19 protein-coding genes and 1 riboswitch are annotated in these 14,822 nt (G+C 41.2%); of the genes, 11 read left to right on the forward strand and 8 right to left on the reverse strand.

The genetic code is table 11. The annotated features are described in order from the left end of the window. Positions 1-264: 264 nt before the first annotated feature. From QPK24_RS04895 to QPK24_RS04920, 6 genes are all read left to right on the forward strand, one after another. Complete coding sequence (locus QPK24_RS04895; protein ID WP_285746640.1) at positions 265-801, forward strand: sigma-70 family RNA polymerase sigma factor; 537 nt, start codon at positions 265-267, stop codon at positions 799-801. After that, positions 798-1,478: a hypothetical protein gene (locus tag QPK24_RS04900; RefSeq protein WP_285746642.1), complete on the forward strand. Its 681-nt coding sequence runs from the start codon at positions 798-800 to the stop codon at positions 1,476-1,478. Before QPK24_RS04895 ends, QPK24_RS04900 begins: the two co-directional genes overlap by 4 nt. Positions 1,479-1,512: 34 nt before the next feature. Then, entirely contained in the window at positions 1,513-1,986 is a 474-nt protein-coding gene (locus tag QPK24_RS04905; RefSeq protein ID WP_285746644.1) for a MerR family transcriptional regulator, read from the forward strand. Between the two features lie 232 nt (positions 1,987-2,218). Then, positions 2,219-3,115 (forward strand): MORN repeat-containing protein, encoded by an 897-nt coding sequence (locus tag QPK24_RS04910; protein ID WP_285746646.1) that lies wholly within the window; start codon positions 2,219-2,221, stop codon positions 3,113-3,115. 76 nt (positions 3,116-3,191) lie between these two features. Next, positions 3,192-4,067 carry a copper amine oxidase N-terminal domain-containing protein gene (locus tag QPK24_RS04915; protein WP_285746648.1) on the forward strand — a complete coding sequence of 292 codons (876 nt, stop codon included), beginning with the start codon at positions 3,192-3,194 and terminating at the stop codon, positions 4,065-4,067. A gap of 148 nt (positions 4,068-4,215) precedes the next feature. Continuing rightward, positions 4,216-4,719, forward strand: a complete 504-nt coding sequence (locus QPK24_RS04920) for a Crp/Fnr family transcriptional regulator (protein WP_160032380.1) — start codon at positions 4,216-4,218, stop codon at positions 4,717-4,719. Between the two features lie 14 nt (positions 4,720-4,733). On the opposite strand, the gene hmpA is transcribed toward QPK24_RS04920, so the two are convergent. After that, positions 4,734-5,939: an NO-inducible flavohemoprotein gene (gene hmpA / locus QPK24_RS04925; protein WP_285746651.1), complete on the reverse strand. Its 1,206-nt coding sequence runs from the start codon at positions 5,937-5,939 to the stop codon at positions 4,734-4,736. Positions 5,940-6,290: 351 nt separating this feature from the next. On the opposite strand from hmpA, the gene QPK24_RS04930 reads away from it, so the two are divergent. The 3 genes from QPK24_RS04930 (at position 6,291) to QPK24_RS04940 (ending at position 7,748) form a co-directional block, all read left to right on the forward strand. Continuing rightward, positions 6,291-6,497, forward strand: a complete 207-nt coding sequence (locus tag QPK24_RS04930; protein WP_285746653.1) for a hypothetical protein — start codon at positions 6,291-6,293, stop codon at positions 6,495-6,497. A 100-nt stretch (positions 6,498-6,597) separates the two neighbouring features. Then, a complete protein-coding gene (locus QPK24_RS04935; RefSeq protein WP_285746107.1) occupies positions 6,598-6,942 on the forward strand; it encodes a helix-turn-helix domain-containing protein in 345 nt (114 codons plus the stop codon). Continuing rightward, positions 6,939-7,748, forward strand: a complete 810-nt coding sequence (locus QPK24_RS04940; protein ID WP_249716869.1) for an IS3 family transposase — start codon at positions 6,939-6,941, stop codon at positions 7,746-7,748. Before QPK24_RS04935 ends, QPK24_RS04940 begins: the two co-directional genes overlap by 4 nt. A 61-nt stretch (positions 7,749-7,809) precedes the next feature. On the opposite strand, the gene QPK24_RS04945 is transcribed toward QPK24_RS04940, so the two are convergent. The 7 genes from QPK24_RS04945 to QPK24_RS04975 all read right to left on the reverse strand — a co-directional run bounded on the left by QPK24_RS04945 (position 7,810) and on the right by QPK24_RS04975 (position 13,291). Beyond that, positions 7,810-9,069, reverse strand: a complete 1,260-nt coding sequence (locus tag QPK24_RS04945) for an MFS transporter (RefSeq protein ID WP_285746655.1) — start codon at positions 9,067-9,069, stop codon at positions 7,810-7,812. Positions 9,070-9,260: 191 nt separating this feature from the next. Next, positions 9,261-9,758 carry a preQ(1) synthase gene (gene queF, locus QPK24_RS04950; RefSeq protein WP_160032376.1) on the reverse strand — a complete coding sequence of 166 codons (498 nt, stop codon included), beginning with the start codon at positions 9,756-9,758 and terminating at the stop codon, positions 9,261-9,263. A gap of 36 nt (positions 9,759-9,794) precedes the next feature. Next, entirely contained in the window at positions 9,795-10,532 is a 738-nt protein-coding gene (gene queE, locus QPK24_RS04955; protein WP_285746658.1) for a 7-carboxy-7-deazaguanine synthase QueE, read from the reverse strand. Next, positions 10,525-11,019, reverse strand: a complete 495-nt coding sequence (gene queD / locus QPK24_RS04960) for a 6-carboxytetrahydropterin synthase QueD (RefSeq protein ID WP_285746660.1) — start codon at positions 11,017-11,019, stop codon at positions 10,525-10,527. Before queD ends, queE begins: the two co-directional genes overlap by 8 nt. Beyond that, positions 11,016-11,708: a 7-cyano-7-deazaguanine synthase QueC gene (gene queC, locus QPK24_RS04965; protein WP_285746662.1), complete on the reverse strand. Its 693-nt coding sequence runs from the start codon at positions 11,706-11,708 to the stop codon at positions 11,016-11,018. The genes queD and queC overlap by 4 nt, the downstream gene beginning before the upstream one ends. Before the next feature lie 239 nt (positions 11,709-11,947). Continuing rightward, positions 11,948-11,991: riboswitch (PreQ1 riboswitch) on the reverse strand. 109 nt (positions 11,992-12,100) lie between these two features. Further along, positions 12,101-12,808 (reverse strand): AIM24 family protein, encoded by a 708-nt coding sequence (locus QPK24_RS04970; RefSeq protein ID WP_285746664.1) that lies wholly within the window; start codon positions 12,806-12,808, stop codon positions 12,101-12,103. A gap of 45 nt (positions 12,809-12,853) precedes the next feature. Then, entirely contained in the window at positions 12,854-13,291 is a 438-nt protein-coding gene (locus QPK24_RS04975) for a hypothetical protein (RefSeq protein WP_285746667.1), read from the reverse strand. A gap of 245 nt (positions 13,292-13,536) precedes the next feature. Here QPK24_RS04975 and QPK24_RS04980 point away from each other — a divergent pair, with 245 nt between their 5' ends. Then, complete coding sequence (locus QPK24_RS04980; RefSeq protein ID WP_191797045.1) at positions 13,537-13,683, forward strand: hypothetical protein; 147 nt, start codon at positions 13,537-13,539, stop codon at positions 13,681-13,683. Between the two features lie 294 nt (positions 13,684-13,977). Further along, entirely contained in the window at positions 13,978-14,736 is a 759-nt protein-coding gene (locus QPK24_RS04985; RefSeq protein WP_285746671.1) for a hypothetical protein, read from the forward strand. The last annotated feature ends 86 nt before the right edge of the window (positions 14,737-14,822 follow it).

Genomic DNA, 14,822 nt, shown 5'->3' on the forward strand with positions numbered 1-14,822 from the left:
CTGTTATATAAAAAAAATTCCGTATTCCTGTCCTGAAATTGAAAGATGAATAATTGAAGTAACGAAAAAACATTAATTGATAATAGCAAGGAGCAGTTTGCCGGTTGGCAGCTGCTCTTTCCTTTTTACTAACTTCGTTTACCTGCCAAAAATATTTATATTTCTAAAGCTAAAAGTGGTTACTCAAAGTCTAATAAGAGAATGAAGAAAATTATAGAAAATGAAGCCATTCTGATCTTTTTAAAGAAGGGAGGAATTTAGAACATGAATGAATGGCATAAAGAAATAAAAAAAGCCCAGCGAGGAGATAAAAATTCATTTTTAGCATTATTTCAGAGCTATCAAAACGATATTTATAGACTTGCTTACATTAATGTGAAAAATGAAGAAGAAGCCTTGGACATTGTACAAGAAACAGCATACCGTTCTTTTAAGTCAATAAAGACACTAAAGGAACCTAAGTACTTTAAAACATGGTTAATGAAGATAGCCATATCCTGTTCAATAGATTTACTTCGTAAAAAGAATAAACTAGTTCCTATAGAGCCTCAAATCATAAATGAAAGTATTACTTCTGAGGTAACACTAGATACCAATATCTTACTTAGCCTGACACTAGAGGATTTGATTGATGAACTCGATGTATCTGAGAAAAATGTTGTCCTATTACGTTTTTATCAAGATTATACCTTCAAAGAGATATCTAACATTTTGGAAATCCCCATAGGCTCAGCAAAAACAATCCTATACAGGGCGTTAAATAAAATGAAAAAGAGTCTTAAGGAGGTGCATTCGGTATGAAACATTTTAAAGATGAAATTGATAACATAAAAATACCCGATTCTATGAACGACAGAGTAAGGGTTGGAGTAGAAATGGCCGAAAATGAAAGGAAGAAAAGAAAGAAATCTAGGCAGGCTATATCATTAGCAGTAGCAGCTTCCATTGTAATTATCATTGGATCAGTAGGAGCCTTAAACGAGACGTTTGCCTCCGCAGTAAAGGGTTACTTCTCAGATATTAAAAAATGGGACGGCACGGTTACAGGGACTGAGTTTAATCAGGCTTCTAACGATATAAAGGTAACCTCAGGGAAGATCAGTAAAGAACAAGGTAGCGTCATTATTCCCATTGAGGTAGAAATCCTGAACAAAATGCAGGCACCCTATGCACTTATTGAAGTGCTCTCAGTTGGTCAATTTGAGATTAAAGATTCAGAAGGGAAATTACTCGATCCTACATCCATTAGATTTGTTTCTAATGCAGATATCCCCGCCGATTATACGATCTCTAATGAGGAAAATCTGCTTGAAGAAGTGAAATCAGAAAATGATAAAAAACGAATATTTAAAGCGGATTTAGTTATTCCATCTCAGGATAATATAGAAGTAATCATCTCAAGTTTTCAAGGACAAGCTAAAGCAGATGCTCCTATAAGGATAACTGGAGATTGGAGAATTAACGTATCAACTAATTAGATCCAGTGACTACTAAGGAGAAATTGACGAGGCCTTGTGGATCATTAATGACGCTCAGGCGAGGAGAAATCAAGATAAACAAATTGCGCTGCGTGCAGTGAGCATGTTAGAAAACACAGATAAGTCAAAAGGGGAACAGAACGAAAGCCTCTTACCTGAGCGTTTTACAATAAAAGAAATCGCACAAAATACGGGCATACCGGCTTCGGCCATCCGTTATTGGAATCAAATTGAACTCCTTGAGGTAGAACGTAATCAAACAAACGGATACCGGTTGTTTAATGCAGAGGCGTTAAAGCAAATCGTTCTCATCAAGACTCTCAGGAACTCAGGTTATAACATTCCGACAATAAAGAAACTGCTGTGTGAGGTGAGGGAACAGAATGTCAGCCTCGCGATTCAAATCGCGAAATCGGCTTTGGAGGAGATGAACAATACGCTGCGTAAGCAGCTTATCGGTATGCATTATCTATATAAACTTCTAAGGGAACTGGACCATATAAGGTAAGCATTGAATTTCATTTAGTAAGGAGTGAGCAAATGAAAGGGAATTGGACTTCAACTGAAAAAACAGTTGTTTTCGGAGGATTACTTCTTGCGGGACTATTTATTGGATCAGGGCTATTTTTCTACTTAGGTATCAAGTTTAATTTCATAAGATTAAATTAGTTTCTGGGTTTTAATGGGAGGTCAGCTGAAGAATGATGTAGAAGTAAGGGGTAGAGAATGGGAGGTGGCAAATGAGTTTTAAAATCTTTGAGAACGAAATGCCGGATATCTATTCCTTGGCTTATCATGCTGAACGTGTAATGGAGACAGATCACATCATTGCTTTACATCATCTGAAAGAGATAGGACAGTTACTTGTTACAAAGATTCTCGAAAATGAGAATGTTAAAGAGGATGATTCTGAACCTTTTAATGATCTATCTGCTTTAATGGAAATCGACATCCTGCCAATTCCGATGGTCACTATGCTGAAAAAGTTAGCGTACTTGGACACTAGAGAAAGCTCTATTTTTATTGAAACCAATAAAGTAAAAACACTGATGCTAGAAATGTATGATCTGACAGCTTGGTATTATAAAACCTTCGTAAACGACCAATTTGTATCGCCTCCATTGCTGCTTGAACCCCAAATAGGAACAGTGGCTGTTCCATCCGAACATGAACGAGAGACAAAACCTAACTTGATACAATCCATAGTTCACATCGACAACAAAAAGGTTGAAGGAGTATGGGAAAGTATACAGGAAGATCGGATAGGTATCGAATATGAATCAGGAGAGACATACCATGGGCAAATCAGGAATGGACTCAGGTGTGGGACCGGGGTTTATCGCTGGTCAGATGGGTCTAAGTATGAAGGACAATGGTTTAATGATATGGAATATGGGTTTGGCGTTAAGGAATACGCTAATGGTGATCGTTACGGTGGAGAGTGGAAAGATGGGATGTTTAACGGAAAAGGTTCTTATGAATGGAATGATGGCACGGTTTATGAGGGTGGCTGGGAAGATAACTTAGAACATGGGTATGGGACCAAAACTCATCGGGATGGTTACACACAAAAAGGATTTTGGACACGTGGTGAGTTCGTCTTCACTAAAAATCAATTGAATCAAAGTAAGCCTTAAAATAACAACCTTTTACATAGTAATAGCGTCTATACTACATGTAAAGTCACCCAAAACACTATGGAGGTTGATTTATATGAAATGGAAATCATTTTTTCTCACTTGTTTTGCCGTGTTTTTTATGGTGCCAACCGTACAAGCAGCTACATCAATATCGGTAGTTGTTAATGATAGACCTTTAGAAACAGACGTTGCCCCTTTTATTAAAAATGGAACTACTTTTGTGCCGTTAAGAACGATTGAGCAGCTGGAAGGAATCTCGATCAAAAGCTGGAACAACAAAACCAAAACACTGGTGATTGCCCATCCGACCAAGTCCATGACATTTAGTGTAAAACCAAATCAGTCGGAGTCGATGCTAATTAAAGATAATCGGGTTATGGTTCCGATTCGATTTATTGCTGAGAATTTCAACAGTGATGTAGCTTGGGACGCAAATACAAAAACGGTCCAAGTAGCAAAGTTAAATGAAAAGACAAAAGCTGATTTGAATTCAGATGATATAACAAAGGCTCGCCTTGCTGCGATTACGATTCCGAGAATTACTACGTTAAAAGAACTCACTGGAGGTCAGAGCAGTGCAGGATCTTTCAAATTACTCTTTCCTGAAGGAGAGTCCAAAGCTTTTTTTTGGATTGATAATGGGATTGCCGAGTATTTTGAAGTTAAAGGAAATGCGGCTTGGCTTACATGGAGTGGTATAATTGGAGGAAATGAAAATAAATTTTGGATAACGAACAGCGGTATATCAAGTGAAGTGGGGCAACGACCTAAGATCAAGGATCGGATGTTTTTCTATTATATTTCTACGCATGCAGGACAATCCCAGTATGGATACCTACCCAGTACCGGAAAAGAGACGATACTTGGAACTAAAGACATGAGTAAGTTAGATGATCTATTTCCCATCCTAGAAGAAATCGAAGCAGATCAGATGAAAAAGACAGAATGAAAAAAAAGAAGCACGGATGTGGTAAACTGTCCTTTACAAGGGGTTTATGAATCTGGTGCTTCTTTTATTGTTACTATAGACAATGTAGGGCGAGAATAATATAAACATAAGCTTGAGAAGAGAAATAATAAGTTAAAGGTGATCAAATATGATACTACATAAAGGTGAAGTGCTATTTCGGCAGGGGGATATGACGCCTCTTTATCATCTCAAATCAGGTATGCTTAAAATCATAAGAATTCAGGAGGATGGCGGCGCATTCCTTGTGAATATTATCGTTCCCGGGGAGATGTTCCCTCATCATAGTTTAATTAGTCCTGGTCCTAGTTTTGGCTCAGCCTTGGCTTTATCTACTTGTGAAATCGAAGTGATTCCGGCTGCAGAGTGGTATCACTCTCTGGCAGTACATCCAGAGAAATACCGGGAGGTAGCTCTAAAGCTTCAAGAGAAACTTCGTATGATGCAGCAGCGAATCGATCAAGTGACCGAAACTGAACCTGCCGAGCGTCTGCGCAAACTCCGTTCATGGATGGAAACGTATATTGCACCTGAAAAAATGACCGATCTCCTAACCCAAGCAGAAATTGGTCAGTTGATCGGTCTTCGTAGAGAGACGGTAAACCGCCTCTTGCGTTCAGGTGAATTTAATTAAATCTAAACCGGTGGTTATAGGGCTTCTTTTGGACCGAAGAATTCATAGTGCAAGTCTTCTTCACGAACACCCCAGCTGATCAAGCTGTCCCGAATACTCTTCATAAAGGAGAGTGGACCACAGAAATAGAAATGTGCGTCCGTTGTAGGTACAATTTCTTGCAGCCAAGCTTGATCAATATGGCCTGTTTTACTGTAACCCGTATCTTCAGGGAGCGGGTTGCTGTAACAGAAGTGGGTAGTCACGTGTTCGCTTACGTCTTCCAGTTGTTTCACTTCTGAGCCCATTGCGTGTACTTTTCCATTATGAGCTGCATGAATAAAGGTGACTTGGCGGTTTGGCTGCTGCTTCACAACCGTATTCATCATACTCATGAGCGGAGTAACTCCGATTCCTCCGCCGATAAAGACGACAGGACGATCATCGTTAAGTTCTAATTTGAATTCACCAGCTGGAGCAGACAGTAGAAGTTTGTCTCCTTCTTTGATTACGTTATGAAGGTAATTAGACACTTTACCATCTGGTGTATTCAAAGCCCCATTTTCACGCTTCACACTAATACGATAGTAAGGTTCATGTGGTGCAGCGGACAAGCTGTACTGACGAATCTGTGTGTAGGTTTCCCCAGGAACCTGAACTTTTACACTCACATATTGTCCTGGCGTAAAGGAAGCAATTGCTCCTCCATCGGATGGAATGAGATAGAAGGAACGAATAAGTTCGTTTTCTTCCACGATTTTATTTATGGTAAAGGAACGGAATCCAGTCCAGCCGCCTTCTTGACCTTCCGCTTTTTCATACATTTCTTTTTCGATATCAATAAACACACTTGCGATAACTCCATATGCGTTATTCCAAGCATGAATGATCTCATCTGTTGCTGCATCTCCAAGCACTTCTTTAATAGCCAGTAGTAAATATTTTCCTACAATCGGGTAATGTTCAGGGAGTACGCCGAGACTGCGGTGTTTCTGAGCTACCTCTTTAACTGCAGGAAGAACAACTTCCAGCTGATCAATATATTTGGCTGCTGCATAGACCATATTAGCGAGAGCAGCTTGTTGTTTCCCTTTTTTCTGATTGGCGTGGTTGAAGATGTTTAATAATTCTGGATGGTGCTCAAACAGCATTTTATAAAAACATGTAGTAATGTCTTTTCCGTGTACTTCAAGAACAGGTACCGTTGATTTAATAATGGAAATATCGTGACTGCTTAACATATGTAAAAACCTCTTTTCTTCCTGCTTTATTATTGATATCTCCAGTATAAAAGAGGAAATACGTTTCAATTGTGATTCAGATCACAAATTTTATGAACAGATTGCATCCTTTTTTCATTGACATTCGTATATGGAATATTCTGTGTACTTGGCAAAGAGGATATTTGATTTCAGATATTGTTTAAAGGCTTCATTTTTCAGAAGAGAGTGTCTTCTCATGCATTCATACAAAGTACAGGATAGCATATACACCTCTGCAATATCGGGTAATGAGAAAGAGAAACTAACTTTGAGGTATCTAATCGATTGTTTATAGTAGAGAAAATTATTCAGATGGGAGGGCAGCTGCATATGGAGAACAATGGTGGAAAAGATCTTTTATATCTTCTTATTTTTGTCGTGATTAGTTTCTTTGCAGTCATTATTATGTTTCCTTACGGACTTGCTTTGATCGTAGGTATCATTCTATTTTTCCTGTATAAAATGGTGACACTCTTAATAGAGATTAGAAATAAACTGGATCCTAAAGTGAAGCAAGCAGAGGATACACTCGAATAAAAAATAAAAACGCCGGGAAGGACAATGAAGTGCACCCCTTAGAATAGACATTGGAAAAACCCCTGGGTTAACCGATGAAATTCTAGGGGGTGTATTTTTTATGGCAATGAAAGGTCAAAAGTTTAAGACATATTCTGAGGAACTCAAGATGGAGGCAATCCGTTTGCACGTAGAGGAAAAATGGACGTATCGGCAAATCAACGATCATTTAGGAATTCAAGATCAGGGCCGAATGAAACGTTGGATGCGTAAATACCGTGAACAAGGTGAGTTTGGTCTGTTGGATCAACGAGGAAGACGAAAAGAGTATTTAGATCAGGAGCGATATGTCCAGCAGCTGAAACGGGAGAATGCCACGCTAAAAAAGTATTTGAAAATCTGGATGCAGGAGGGAAAGAACAAAGCTTCAGGCTCATCGAACAAACGGCGACCACCGGCCAAATAGCAGAACATTGCCAACTTCTTGGCGTCTCTAGAAGCGGCTACTATGCATATGTAAAGCGGAAGAAGAACGACCGAGATGCCGAGGCTAAACAACTCATCCGTACGGTGTACAAACGCTATGAAGGGAAATATGGCTACCGACAGATCCAGCTATTCTTGTGGCAGGATGAAGGTGTATGGATGAACCACAAGAAGGTACTACGCCTGATGCAAAACATGGGTCTTCAAGCCAGTATTCGCCGGAAACGTCGATTTAACGCGACATACCAGGCAGCCGAGCGTGTTGCTGATAATCTGCTTAAGCGTAATTTCACGGCTGAAAAACCAAACCAGAAATGGGTGACGGATGTGACCCAATACCGAGTAGGCGAGCGCTGGTTGTATCTCTCGGCAGTGAAAGATCTATTTAATAACGAGATTGTAGCCTACCAACTTAGTGAGCGTAATGATAATGAGCTGGTACTTCAAACGTTCGCAAAAGCCTTTTCCAAGCAAAAAGACGTGACCGGACTAGTCGTTCACAGCGACCAAGGGTTCCAGTACACGTCTCATGCTTACCACGACATGCTGCCAAAGGTTGGCGCCCAAATCAGCATGTCTCGCCGAGGCAATTGCCTAGACAACGCCTCTATGGAGAGTTTCTTCTCGCATCTCAAAACGGAAGGACTCTACCCTTATGATATACGAAATCTTGCAGAGGCACAAAGGCGAATGGAGAAATACATCCGTTTTTATAACCGAAGGCGGCCACAACGGAAACTAAAAAAACTGACGCCGGTAGAGTACCGACGCCAGTTTACCGCCTAGGGTCTTTTTTCAATGTCTACAAAATGGGGTCTTGACCAACAAACCTCCGCGGCGTTTCTATTTATACAGTACGATCCGTCCAAGTGGCGAGTTTCTTGTCAGATGGAAGCAGGAAGGTTAAGAAGCCCAGCAGCGGCATAAAGCTGCACACCTGCATGACCGGACTGATGCCTGCCGCATCGATCCAGTTCCCCAGCACAAGCGCACCAAGTCCCCCAAGTCCAAAAGCAAGACCCGTAATCATCCCAGAGACGGTTCCGATTTTACCTGGCACGAGCATCTGTGCATAGACTACGGTGATCGAAAAGCTGGATAACATAATAAAGCCGATGATGGACAGAAGTACGCCCGTCCAGAAGAGATTAGCATAAGGAAGCAGTAAGGACAGCGGTGCAGCAAAAGCCATGGAAGCAAAGATCATATTTCGTTTACCAAAACGGTCGGCAAGCGGTCCTCCAAAGAAAGTTCCGAGTGCACCGGCTCCAAGGAACAAGAAGATATAGATCTGTGCATCTTGAGTAGACAGCGAGAAGGTATCTTTCAGGAAAAAGGCATAGTAACTTCCGATGGAAGATACATACCAAGAACGAACGAATACTAAGATAATCAGGATGAAAAAGGCATATAGGATGTTCTTTTTCACCGCAGGATTCATGACGCCGTCTGCTGCTTTTTTCCTAGCGTATCCACCGCTTTTCAGCGTTTGTCCGTACCATCTAGCAATAAAAATCTGTACTGCAATTCCCACCGCAGCAAGAGCTGCGAAACCGATAGAACCCATCAGTCCAAAGGGGATAAATACCCATCTCGTGAGGAGTGGAGCAAGAGACTGACCTGCATTACCGCCTACCTGAAAAATAGACTGAGCTAATCCCCGGCGATTTCCTGCAGCCATGTGAGAGACTTTAGAACCTTCCGGGTGAAAAGCGGCTGATCCCAGACCGACAAGAATAACGGACATCATGACGGCCATGTAACTGTCGGCAAAGGCAAGAAAAATCATACCTGAGCAGGTAAAGCCCATCCCAATAGGCAAGAGGGCGGGAGTGGGCCTCTTATCGGAAAAATAACCGACTACCGGCTGCATAATGGATGCAGTTATATTTAGTGCAAAAGCAATCCAGCCCATCTGGCTGTAACTGATGCCCATGGAGTCTTGCAGTACAGGGAAAATCGCAGGAATAACCGACTGAACCGAGTCATTAAGCAGATGAACGAGACCGATCGCAATCAGAATCCGGTAGATTGTCTGAGAACCGGCATCAGGACGAGGAAGCGGCCGAGAAGCAGAACCGGTCTTCGTCAGTGAATTGAGTGACATGTAAGGTCTCCTTTTCCTATGTAATTCAGTAAAAACGGAACTGCTAACAAACTAAAAACAGTAGATCTCTACATCATATGACATCATTTACTTATCAAGCAATCCCTATATTGGAGGAAAAAAGGAAAAAGAGGTGCCTCACTTCGTAGTGAAACGACCTCTTACCTCCGTTTGCTTGCAATCTTAACAGATTAGCGATTATCAATATTTTCAGGATACATATCATGTTGGAACAAACGCTGAGTCGCAAGTTCCTCATATTTTGTACCTGGACGACCATAGTTGCAGTAAGGGTCAATCGAGATTCCGCCTCTTGGCGTAAATTTACCCCATACTTCAATGTAACGCGGGTCCATCAGTTTAATTAGATCATTCATAATGATGTTAACAACATCTTCATGGAAATCTCCGTGGTTTCGGAAACTGAACAAATACAGTTTGAGTGATTTACTTTCCACCATTTTAATGTCAGGAATATAGCTGATGTGGATCGTTGCAAAGTCAGGCTGTCCTGTAATCGGGCATAGGCTTGTAAATTCTGGAGTGTTGAATTTCACAAAGTAATCCCGGTAAGGATGCTTGTTATCGAAAGTTTCCAAAATGCTTGGATCATATTCAAATTTATACTTAGTTCCTTGGTTGCCTAGTAGTGTAATATCTTGTAGTTCATCGGATTGACGTCCAGCCATGTTCATATCTCCTTCATACATCTTAATATTTTATATTTATACGCCGCGTTTATTTCCCCATACCAGCGTATGGAGCTGCGGCAAGACACGTACATCGTTCATATCAGAGAGATTCATCGTCTGATCAATGAGCCATTCATAACGGTGGAGAAGAGAAGACGCAAGATTCTCTGTATCTCCCGTGCCTACGTCTGGATTCCCGGTCTGCAAATACATAGCAACCCCAGGATAACGACGATGGACTTCTCTCGCGTAAGCGAGATCCTGCTCATCGAAGATGACAACTTTCAGACTGTAGGCTTTATCCGAAGGTCGATCCGCGAGGCGCTTCACTATATCATCTAAGGTATCCCAGTTTGTGTTCATACCAGAGCTTGGAGGCTTTGGTGAGATCGTTACTTCATTAATATCCATAAGCCAATCCTGCCAGCGTGACCCTTGAGTCTCTACTGCTGTGCGGATTCCGCGCTCCTGAAGCAGTTCTACAAGGGAACCGATCTGAGGCAAGATGGCAGGGTTACCGCCAGAGATTGTGACATGCGAGAACCTATCTCCTCCGATGGAAGTAAGCTCTTGCCAAATCTCTTCTTGACTCATTTGACGAATCTGATCTTTTGCAGTGCCATCCCACGTAAAAGCAGAATCACACCAAGAGCAGCGGTAGTCGCAGCCAGCGGTACGAACGAACATCGTTTTCTGACCGATCACCATGCCTTCCCCTTGTACGGTAGGTCCAAAGATTTCGAGGACAGGAATGGGACGCGTATTACTCATCAATCATCCACTCCCGTCTTACTTCTGCGTAGCTGGTAGGTGTCTCATAGAGACGCACAAATTCAGTACGTCCGCTGTTAATTTGGGAGCAGTAAGGTTCGCTTTGCAGAGCCGCTTCCATCTGTTCATAGATCCACACGACCATATTCTCTGCGGTGGTATTCATCAGCGGTAAGGTTTCGTTCAAGTATTGATGGTCAAGATAACCTTCAATTTGCGTTTTCCAGATTTCTTTTACATCGCCAAAATCAACGGTAAGTCCTGTCTCACCGGGAATGCCGCTAATTCCAAATACGACTTTATAGGTGTGACCATGCAAGTTTTTGCATTTGCCTTCATAGCAGTGCAGATGGTGCGCAGCATCAAAAGTAAATTCCTTGCTGATAAGGACCCGTTTACGGTGATAGCGCAGCTGCTCCTTTTGAATATCTTCTCCGATGCGTTGCAACTTCTCTACAATCCGAAAAGTACCGGGCTCAGGTCTCATTGCTTTTCACCGCCTGTAGCAGTAGAAGAAGGTTTTTGATCACGTTCAGCAGTATATTCGTCAAGACCTGCTTTACGAAGTTTACATGCAGGGCATTCGCCGCAGCCGTCGCCCATAATCCCGTTATAGCAAGTAAGCGTACGCTCACGTACAAATTCAAATGCACCGAGTTCATCCGCCATTGCCCAAGTCTCCGCCTTGTTCAGCCACATGAGAGGGGTATGAAGAACAAAATCATAGTCCATTGCCAGGTTTAAAGTGACATTCAGTGATTTTACAAATACGTCACGGCAGTCTGGATATCCGCTAAAGTCAGTCTCACATACACCGGTAATAATGTGACGTGCGCCTTTTTGTTTGGCAAGAACAGCTGCAAAGCTTAGGAACAAGTGGTTTCTTCCATCAACGAATGTGCTTGGCAGTTCGCCTTCTTCTTGTGAAATCTCAATATCACTGCGAGTGAGGGCATTCGGTGCAAGTTGATTGAGCAGGCTCATATCAAGAACCGTTTGCTCCACACCGAGTTCACGAGCGATATCAGCAGCCACTTCAATCTCCTGTTTATGGCGCTGTCCATAATCAAAAGTGACAACTTCCACTTCAGCAAAATGTTTCTTTGCCCAGAACAGGCAAGTCGTGCTATCTTGTCCGCCGCTGAATACGACGATTGCTTTTTCATTTGTAAACATAAAAAAACCTCTCTATCTTCTAGGATTAGTAAACACGAACGAATCGCGTTTCATCAGCGGAAGAAAAGAGAAGTTCCTTACTCGATCAACAAAAAAACAGGCCGCTACCAAATGGAAGGGCACTTATATAGATTGACAAGGCATCATTTACGAACACGAAAATGAGCAACCAGCCACTTTATGAAAGAAAATAAAGCTGCTGACTGCACAGAGAAGGTAAATAGCCTGCTTATTAGACAATCTGTATAGTTTTTTATAGAGGGAGTTCGCGAACCTCTCCCATGGAAATCAGATATCCCGCATGATGATCCATGGATTTATATTTGTAGTTGTCGTTAGTTTTTATCGTACTCGTAGTATTATAGCAGAAAATAGGCACAATAGAAGACCTTTTACTTAATCAATACATTTCCAAAAGGTAACACTTCGCGCAAAATTCGTTTAAAAAGCCCCTCGTCATTGTTTATATCACTCTCCAGTTTCCGATTTTCTCGGCCCGCCTGAAACAGAACCGTACCTCGCCCGGTCATCTTCCAGTGGTAGTTCATATGCTGACTCGCTAGGTGGTTTCCATATACGGTGAGTTCCAGTTTTGCATTTTCCGGATAAGCGATGACACTGCTCGCATCCACATAGAGCGGGGCAGTGGGATGAAGTTCTTGTTCACAGACTTGACCTTGCGTGAGAATACCGATCACTCCGTTACCCGAAAATTTCATTTTAATTGCATCTCTGGTGATCAGCATATTCTTGACCTTAAGAATTTTTGTCTGCATTTGAATCCCTTCACTATAGAAGAATAAATGCCGGAAGTCGTACAGCAGATCACTTTCTTTTTCAAGTTTGATCGATTTCATGCTGAACCCAGGGGGCAGGGCAGTGACAAACTGGCATGGACCGCTAATCTCGGACTTTATCAGCTTATGTTTACGGTACATTCCGCTAATATTCATGAGACGATCATTTCTGCCCGTACCGGACCCGCGGTAAGCAACAATCTGCTGTGGATGAAGTACATGGATTTTGTCTCCTTCTGCTAAAGAAAAAGTAACAGCTTGTCCGGTAACCATAGAAGCTTCATGTCCTTGAGATATTTGCATTTTTTGTTCTGTTCCTTTCTAGAAATAGAGAAGCCTGGATGTAAACTATAATCTTGAATGTCTTTGCATACGATAACGAATGATACGGACAAGCACGAAGTAGAAAAGAATAAGGCCGATAGCTGTTATTACCGTCGTCGTTACTCTTTTTTGTGTCTTCATTCGTTGTTCTTCTGCTTTTTGCAGCTGACTAACCATGGAAGTAAGGCTTTCATTTTGCTCCATGAGATACTGATTCTGTGCGATCAATTCTTCATTATGAGCCTGGAATGATTCTATATTTTCTTTGGCGCTGCTCAGTTCTGTCATCGTCTGTTCATAGCTCTGCTGTAATTTATTTACTTCCTCCGGCAGATTTGAAAACTGTTCAACTCCGTTATATACATTTTCCCAAAACCCGGCCTGAGCCCGCTCATCTGAAACCATGAGAAGCAGACTGTACATGACTAGTGTCATGAGTAGAAGCTGCCGCTTTTTTATCATAGATCCACCACCTTATATATCCTATTAAACTAAAATAAAGAAAGAATAGTAGGGAATACTGTTATTTTATACGTTCATATGTTTTTTATTGTTTCATATAATGCCTTTTTTGTGGATATATAATATATCAAAAATAAAATAATTTATATGTTTAAACGTACTTCAAATAGGTTAATTAGAAGAAAAAGGTCTTAATTCGGGAAAAAATGAACTGTGGTTGTCATATATAAGGAGGAAATATAGAAATGGAAAGCAGAGTAGATAAAAAAGTGTATAAAACAATTCGTGTTACGGTTAATGAAAAACCAGTTGGAAAAGCATTAGTTATGGACGGGGTCACTTACGCTCCGATTAATAAAAATAAAAGAACCGTAGAAATGAAACGTCGTTAATATCAAAATGCTTCATAATGAGCAACATCGGATAGGAAAGAACGGTCAGATCGGAAACGGGTATAGGATTCAAATTCCCCGTGTTCGGTTTTTTATTATGAAAAAAGATAGGGTGAAAAACACAGATCTGTGAGATTTGTGTTTTTTTGTCATATAAGGTCGAAAAATAACGAATGGATGGTGTAAAGACACAAAAATTTGCAACTATTTGTATAAGAACATATGTTCCCTGACAATCAGTTGTCTTTTTATCCTGCTAGTATTTAAGTAAAGCAACTGAGGGGAGAGATTGTAGTGAGTTCATCTTTGGATGTATTTTATACTTGGAACCGCGAAGCTATTCCCGTTTCTGGCGAAAATTCACTGTTTTTGCTGATTGAATGGCGCAGTGGACCACCGGCCAAGAGACAACTGAAAACACAGCCTAAACTGTTATTCCGTGAAGTGGAATTGCTAATTAAACCTGAGAAGGACATGCAGATTAAAACGGTTCATGGGGTGAGGGCAAAGGAATCGGACGCTGGCTGGGTAATTGGTCTTGGTAACGCATATAAAGGAAAAACAAAATCTTTCTTATTAGAATTTGAGGTAAGTTCTCAATCTCCAGGGAAAAAACCGGCATGTTCCGCCTATTGGAGTGCACTGAAGACTAAGCAAGACCAACGGATTTTACTGCGAAGAGAACAAATAAATTTGCTTGTATCTACCCACTTTGGGGTAATTGGAAGAGAACCAGACCCACGGGTACAGAAATATGTAATACTCAGTCAATCCACTGTAATTATGAAGCAGAGCCTCAGGGCATTTGAAAGAGGCAGAAGTGAAGAAGGAAAAGAGATTATAAAAAGACATACCGATGGATTATTGATTCAAGCTGCACGGACGGGCGATGTAGAGTATTATCGAGAGGCTCATATTCTGAGTCGATTATGCCTTTATTATGAACAGACTCATGAGAAATCTTGTTATGATCCCGTGGATGTGGAAGAAGAGCAGAATCTCGGTTTTCAAGTATCTTATGGCAAGGATTATTATGATAAAGAAGCAAAATAAGCAACAAGATTGCTGTTTAGGTATCCGTATTATTCAGTACTTAGCAGATAGCATCTAGATTAATAACGGAATATACATAATGAAAA

The sequence above is a fragment of the Paenibacillus polygoni genome (assembly GCF_030263935.1).
Classification (GTDB): Bacteria; Bacillota; Bacilli; order Paenibacillales; family Paenibacillaceae; genus Paenibacillus; species Paenibacillus polygoni.

What these genes read in the sequence shown, in the direction of transcription:
- QPK24_RS04895 (WP_285746640.1), top strand. Translation starts at nt 265, where the DNA reads ATGAATGAATGGCATAAAGAAATAAAAAAAGCCCAGCGAGGAGATAAA.
- QPK24_RS04900 (WP_285746642.1), top strand. Translation starts at nt 798, where the DNA reads ATGAAACATTTTAAAGATGAAATTGATAACATAAAAATACCCGATTCT.
- QPK24_RS04910 (WP_285746646.1), top strand. Translation starts at nt 2,219, where the DNA reads ATGAGTTTTAAAATCTTTGAGAACGAAATGCCGGATATCTATTCCTTG.
- QPK24_RS04915 (WP_285746648.1), top strand. Translation starts at nt 3,192, where the DNA reads ATGAAATGGAAATCATTTTTTCTCACTTGTTTTGCCGTGTTTTTTATG.
- QPK24_RS04920 (WP_160032380.1), top strand. Translation starts at nt 4,216, where the DNA reads ATGATACTACATAAAGGTGAAGTGCTATTTCGGCAGGGGGATATGACG.
- hmpA (WP_285746651.1), bottom strand. Translation starts at nt 5,939, where the DNA reads ATGTTAAGCAGTCACGATATTTCCATTATTAAATCAACGGTACCTGTT.
- QPK24_RS04930 (WP_285746653.1), top strand. Translation starts at nt 6,291, where the DNA reads ATGGAGAACAATGGTGGAAAAGATCTTTTATATCTTCTTATTTTTGTC.
- QPK24_RS04935 (WP_285746107.1), top strand. Translation starts at nt 6,598, where the DNA reads ATGGCAATGAAAGGTCAAAAGTTTAAGACATATTCTGAGGAACTCAAG.
- QPK24_RS04945 (WP_285746655.1), bottom strand. Translation starts at nt 9,069, where the DNA reads ATGTCACTCAATTCACTGACGAAGACCGGTTCTGCTTCTCGGCCGCTT.
- queF (WP_160032376.1), bottom strand. Translation starts at nt 9,758, where the DNA reads ATGGCTGGACGTCAATCCGATGAACTACAAGATATTACACTACTAGGC.
- queE (WP_285746658.1), bottom strand. Translation starts at nt 10,532, where the DNA reads ATGAGTAATACGCGTCCCATTCCTGTCCTCGAAATCTTTGGACCTACC.
- queD (WP_285746660.1), bottom strand. Translation starts at nt 11,019, where the DNA reads ATGAGACCTGAGCCCGGTACTTTTCGGATTGTAGAGAAGTTGCAACGC.
- queC (WP_285746662.1), bottom strand. Translation starts at nt 11,708, where the DNA reads ATGTTTACAAATGAAAAAGCAATCGTCGTATTCAGCGGCGGACAAGAT.
- QPK24_RS04970 (WP_285746664.1), bottom strand. Translation starts at nt 12,808, where the DNA reads ATGCAAATATCTCAAGGACATGAAGCTTCTATGGTTACCGGACAAGCT.
- QPK24_RS04975 (WP_285746667.1), bottom strand. Translation starts at nt 13,291, where the DNA reads ATGATAAAAAAGCGGCAGCTTCTACTCATGACACTAGTCATGTACAGT.
- QPK24_RS04980 (WP_191797045.1), top strand. Translation starts at nt 13,537, where the DNA reads ATGGAAAGCAGAGTAGATAAAAAAGTGTATAAAACAATTCGTGTTACG.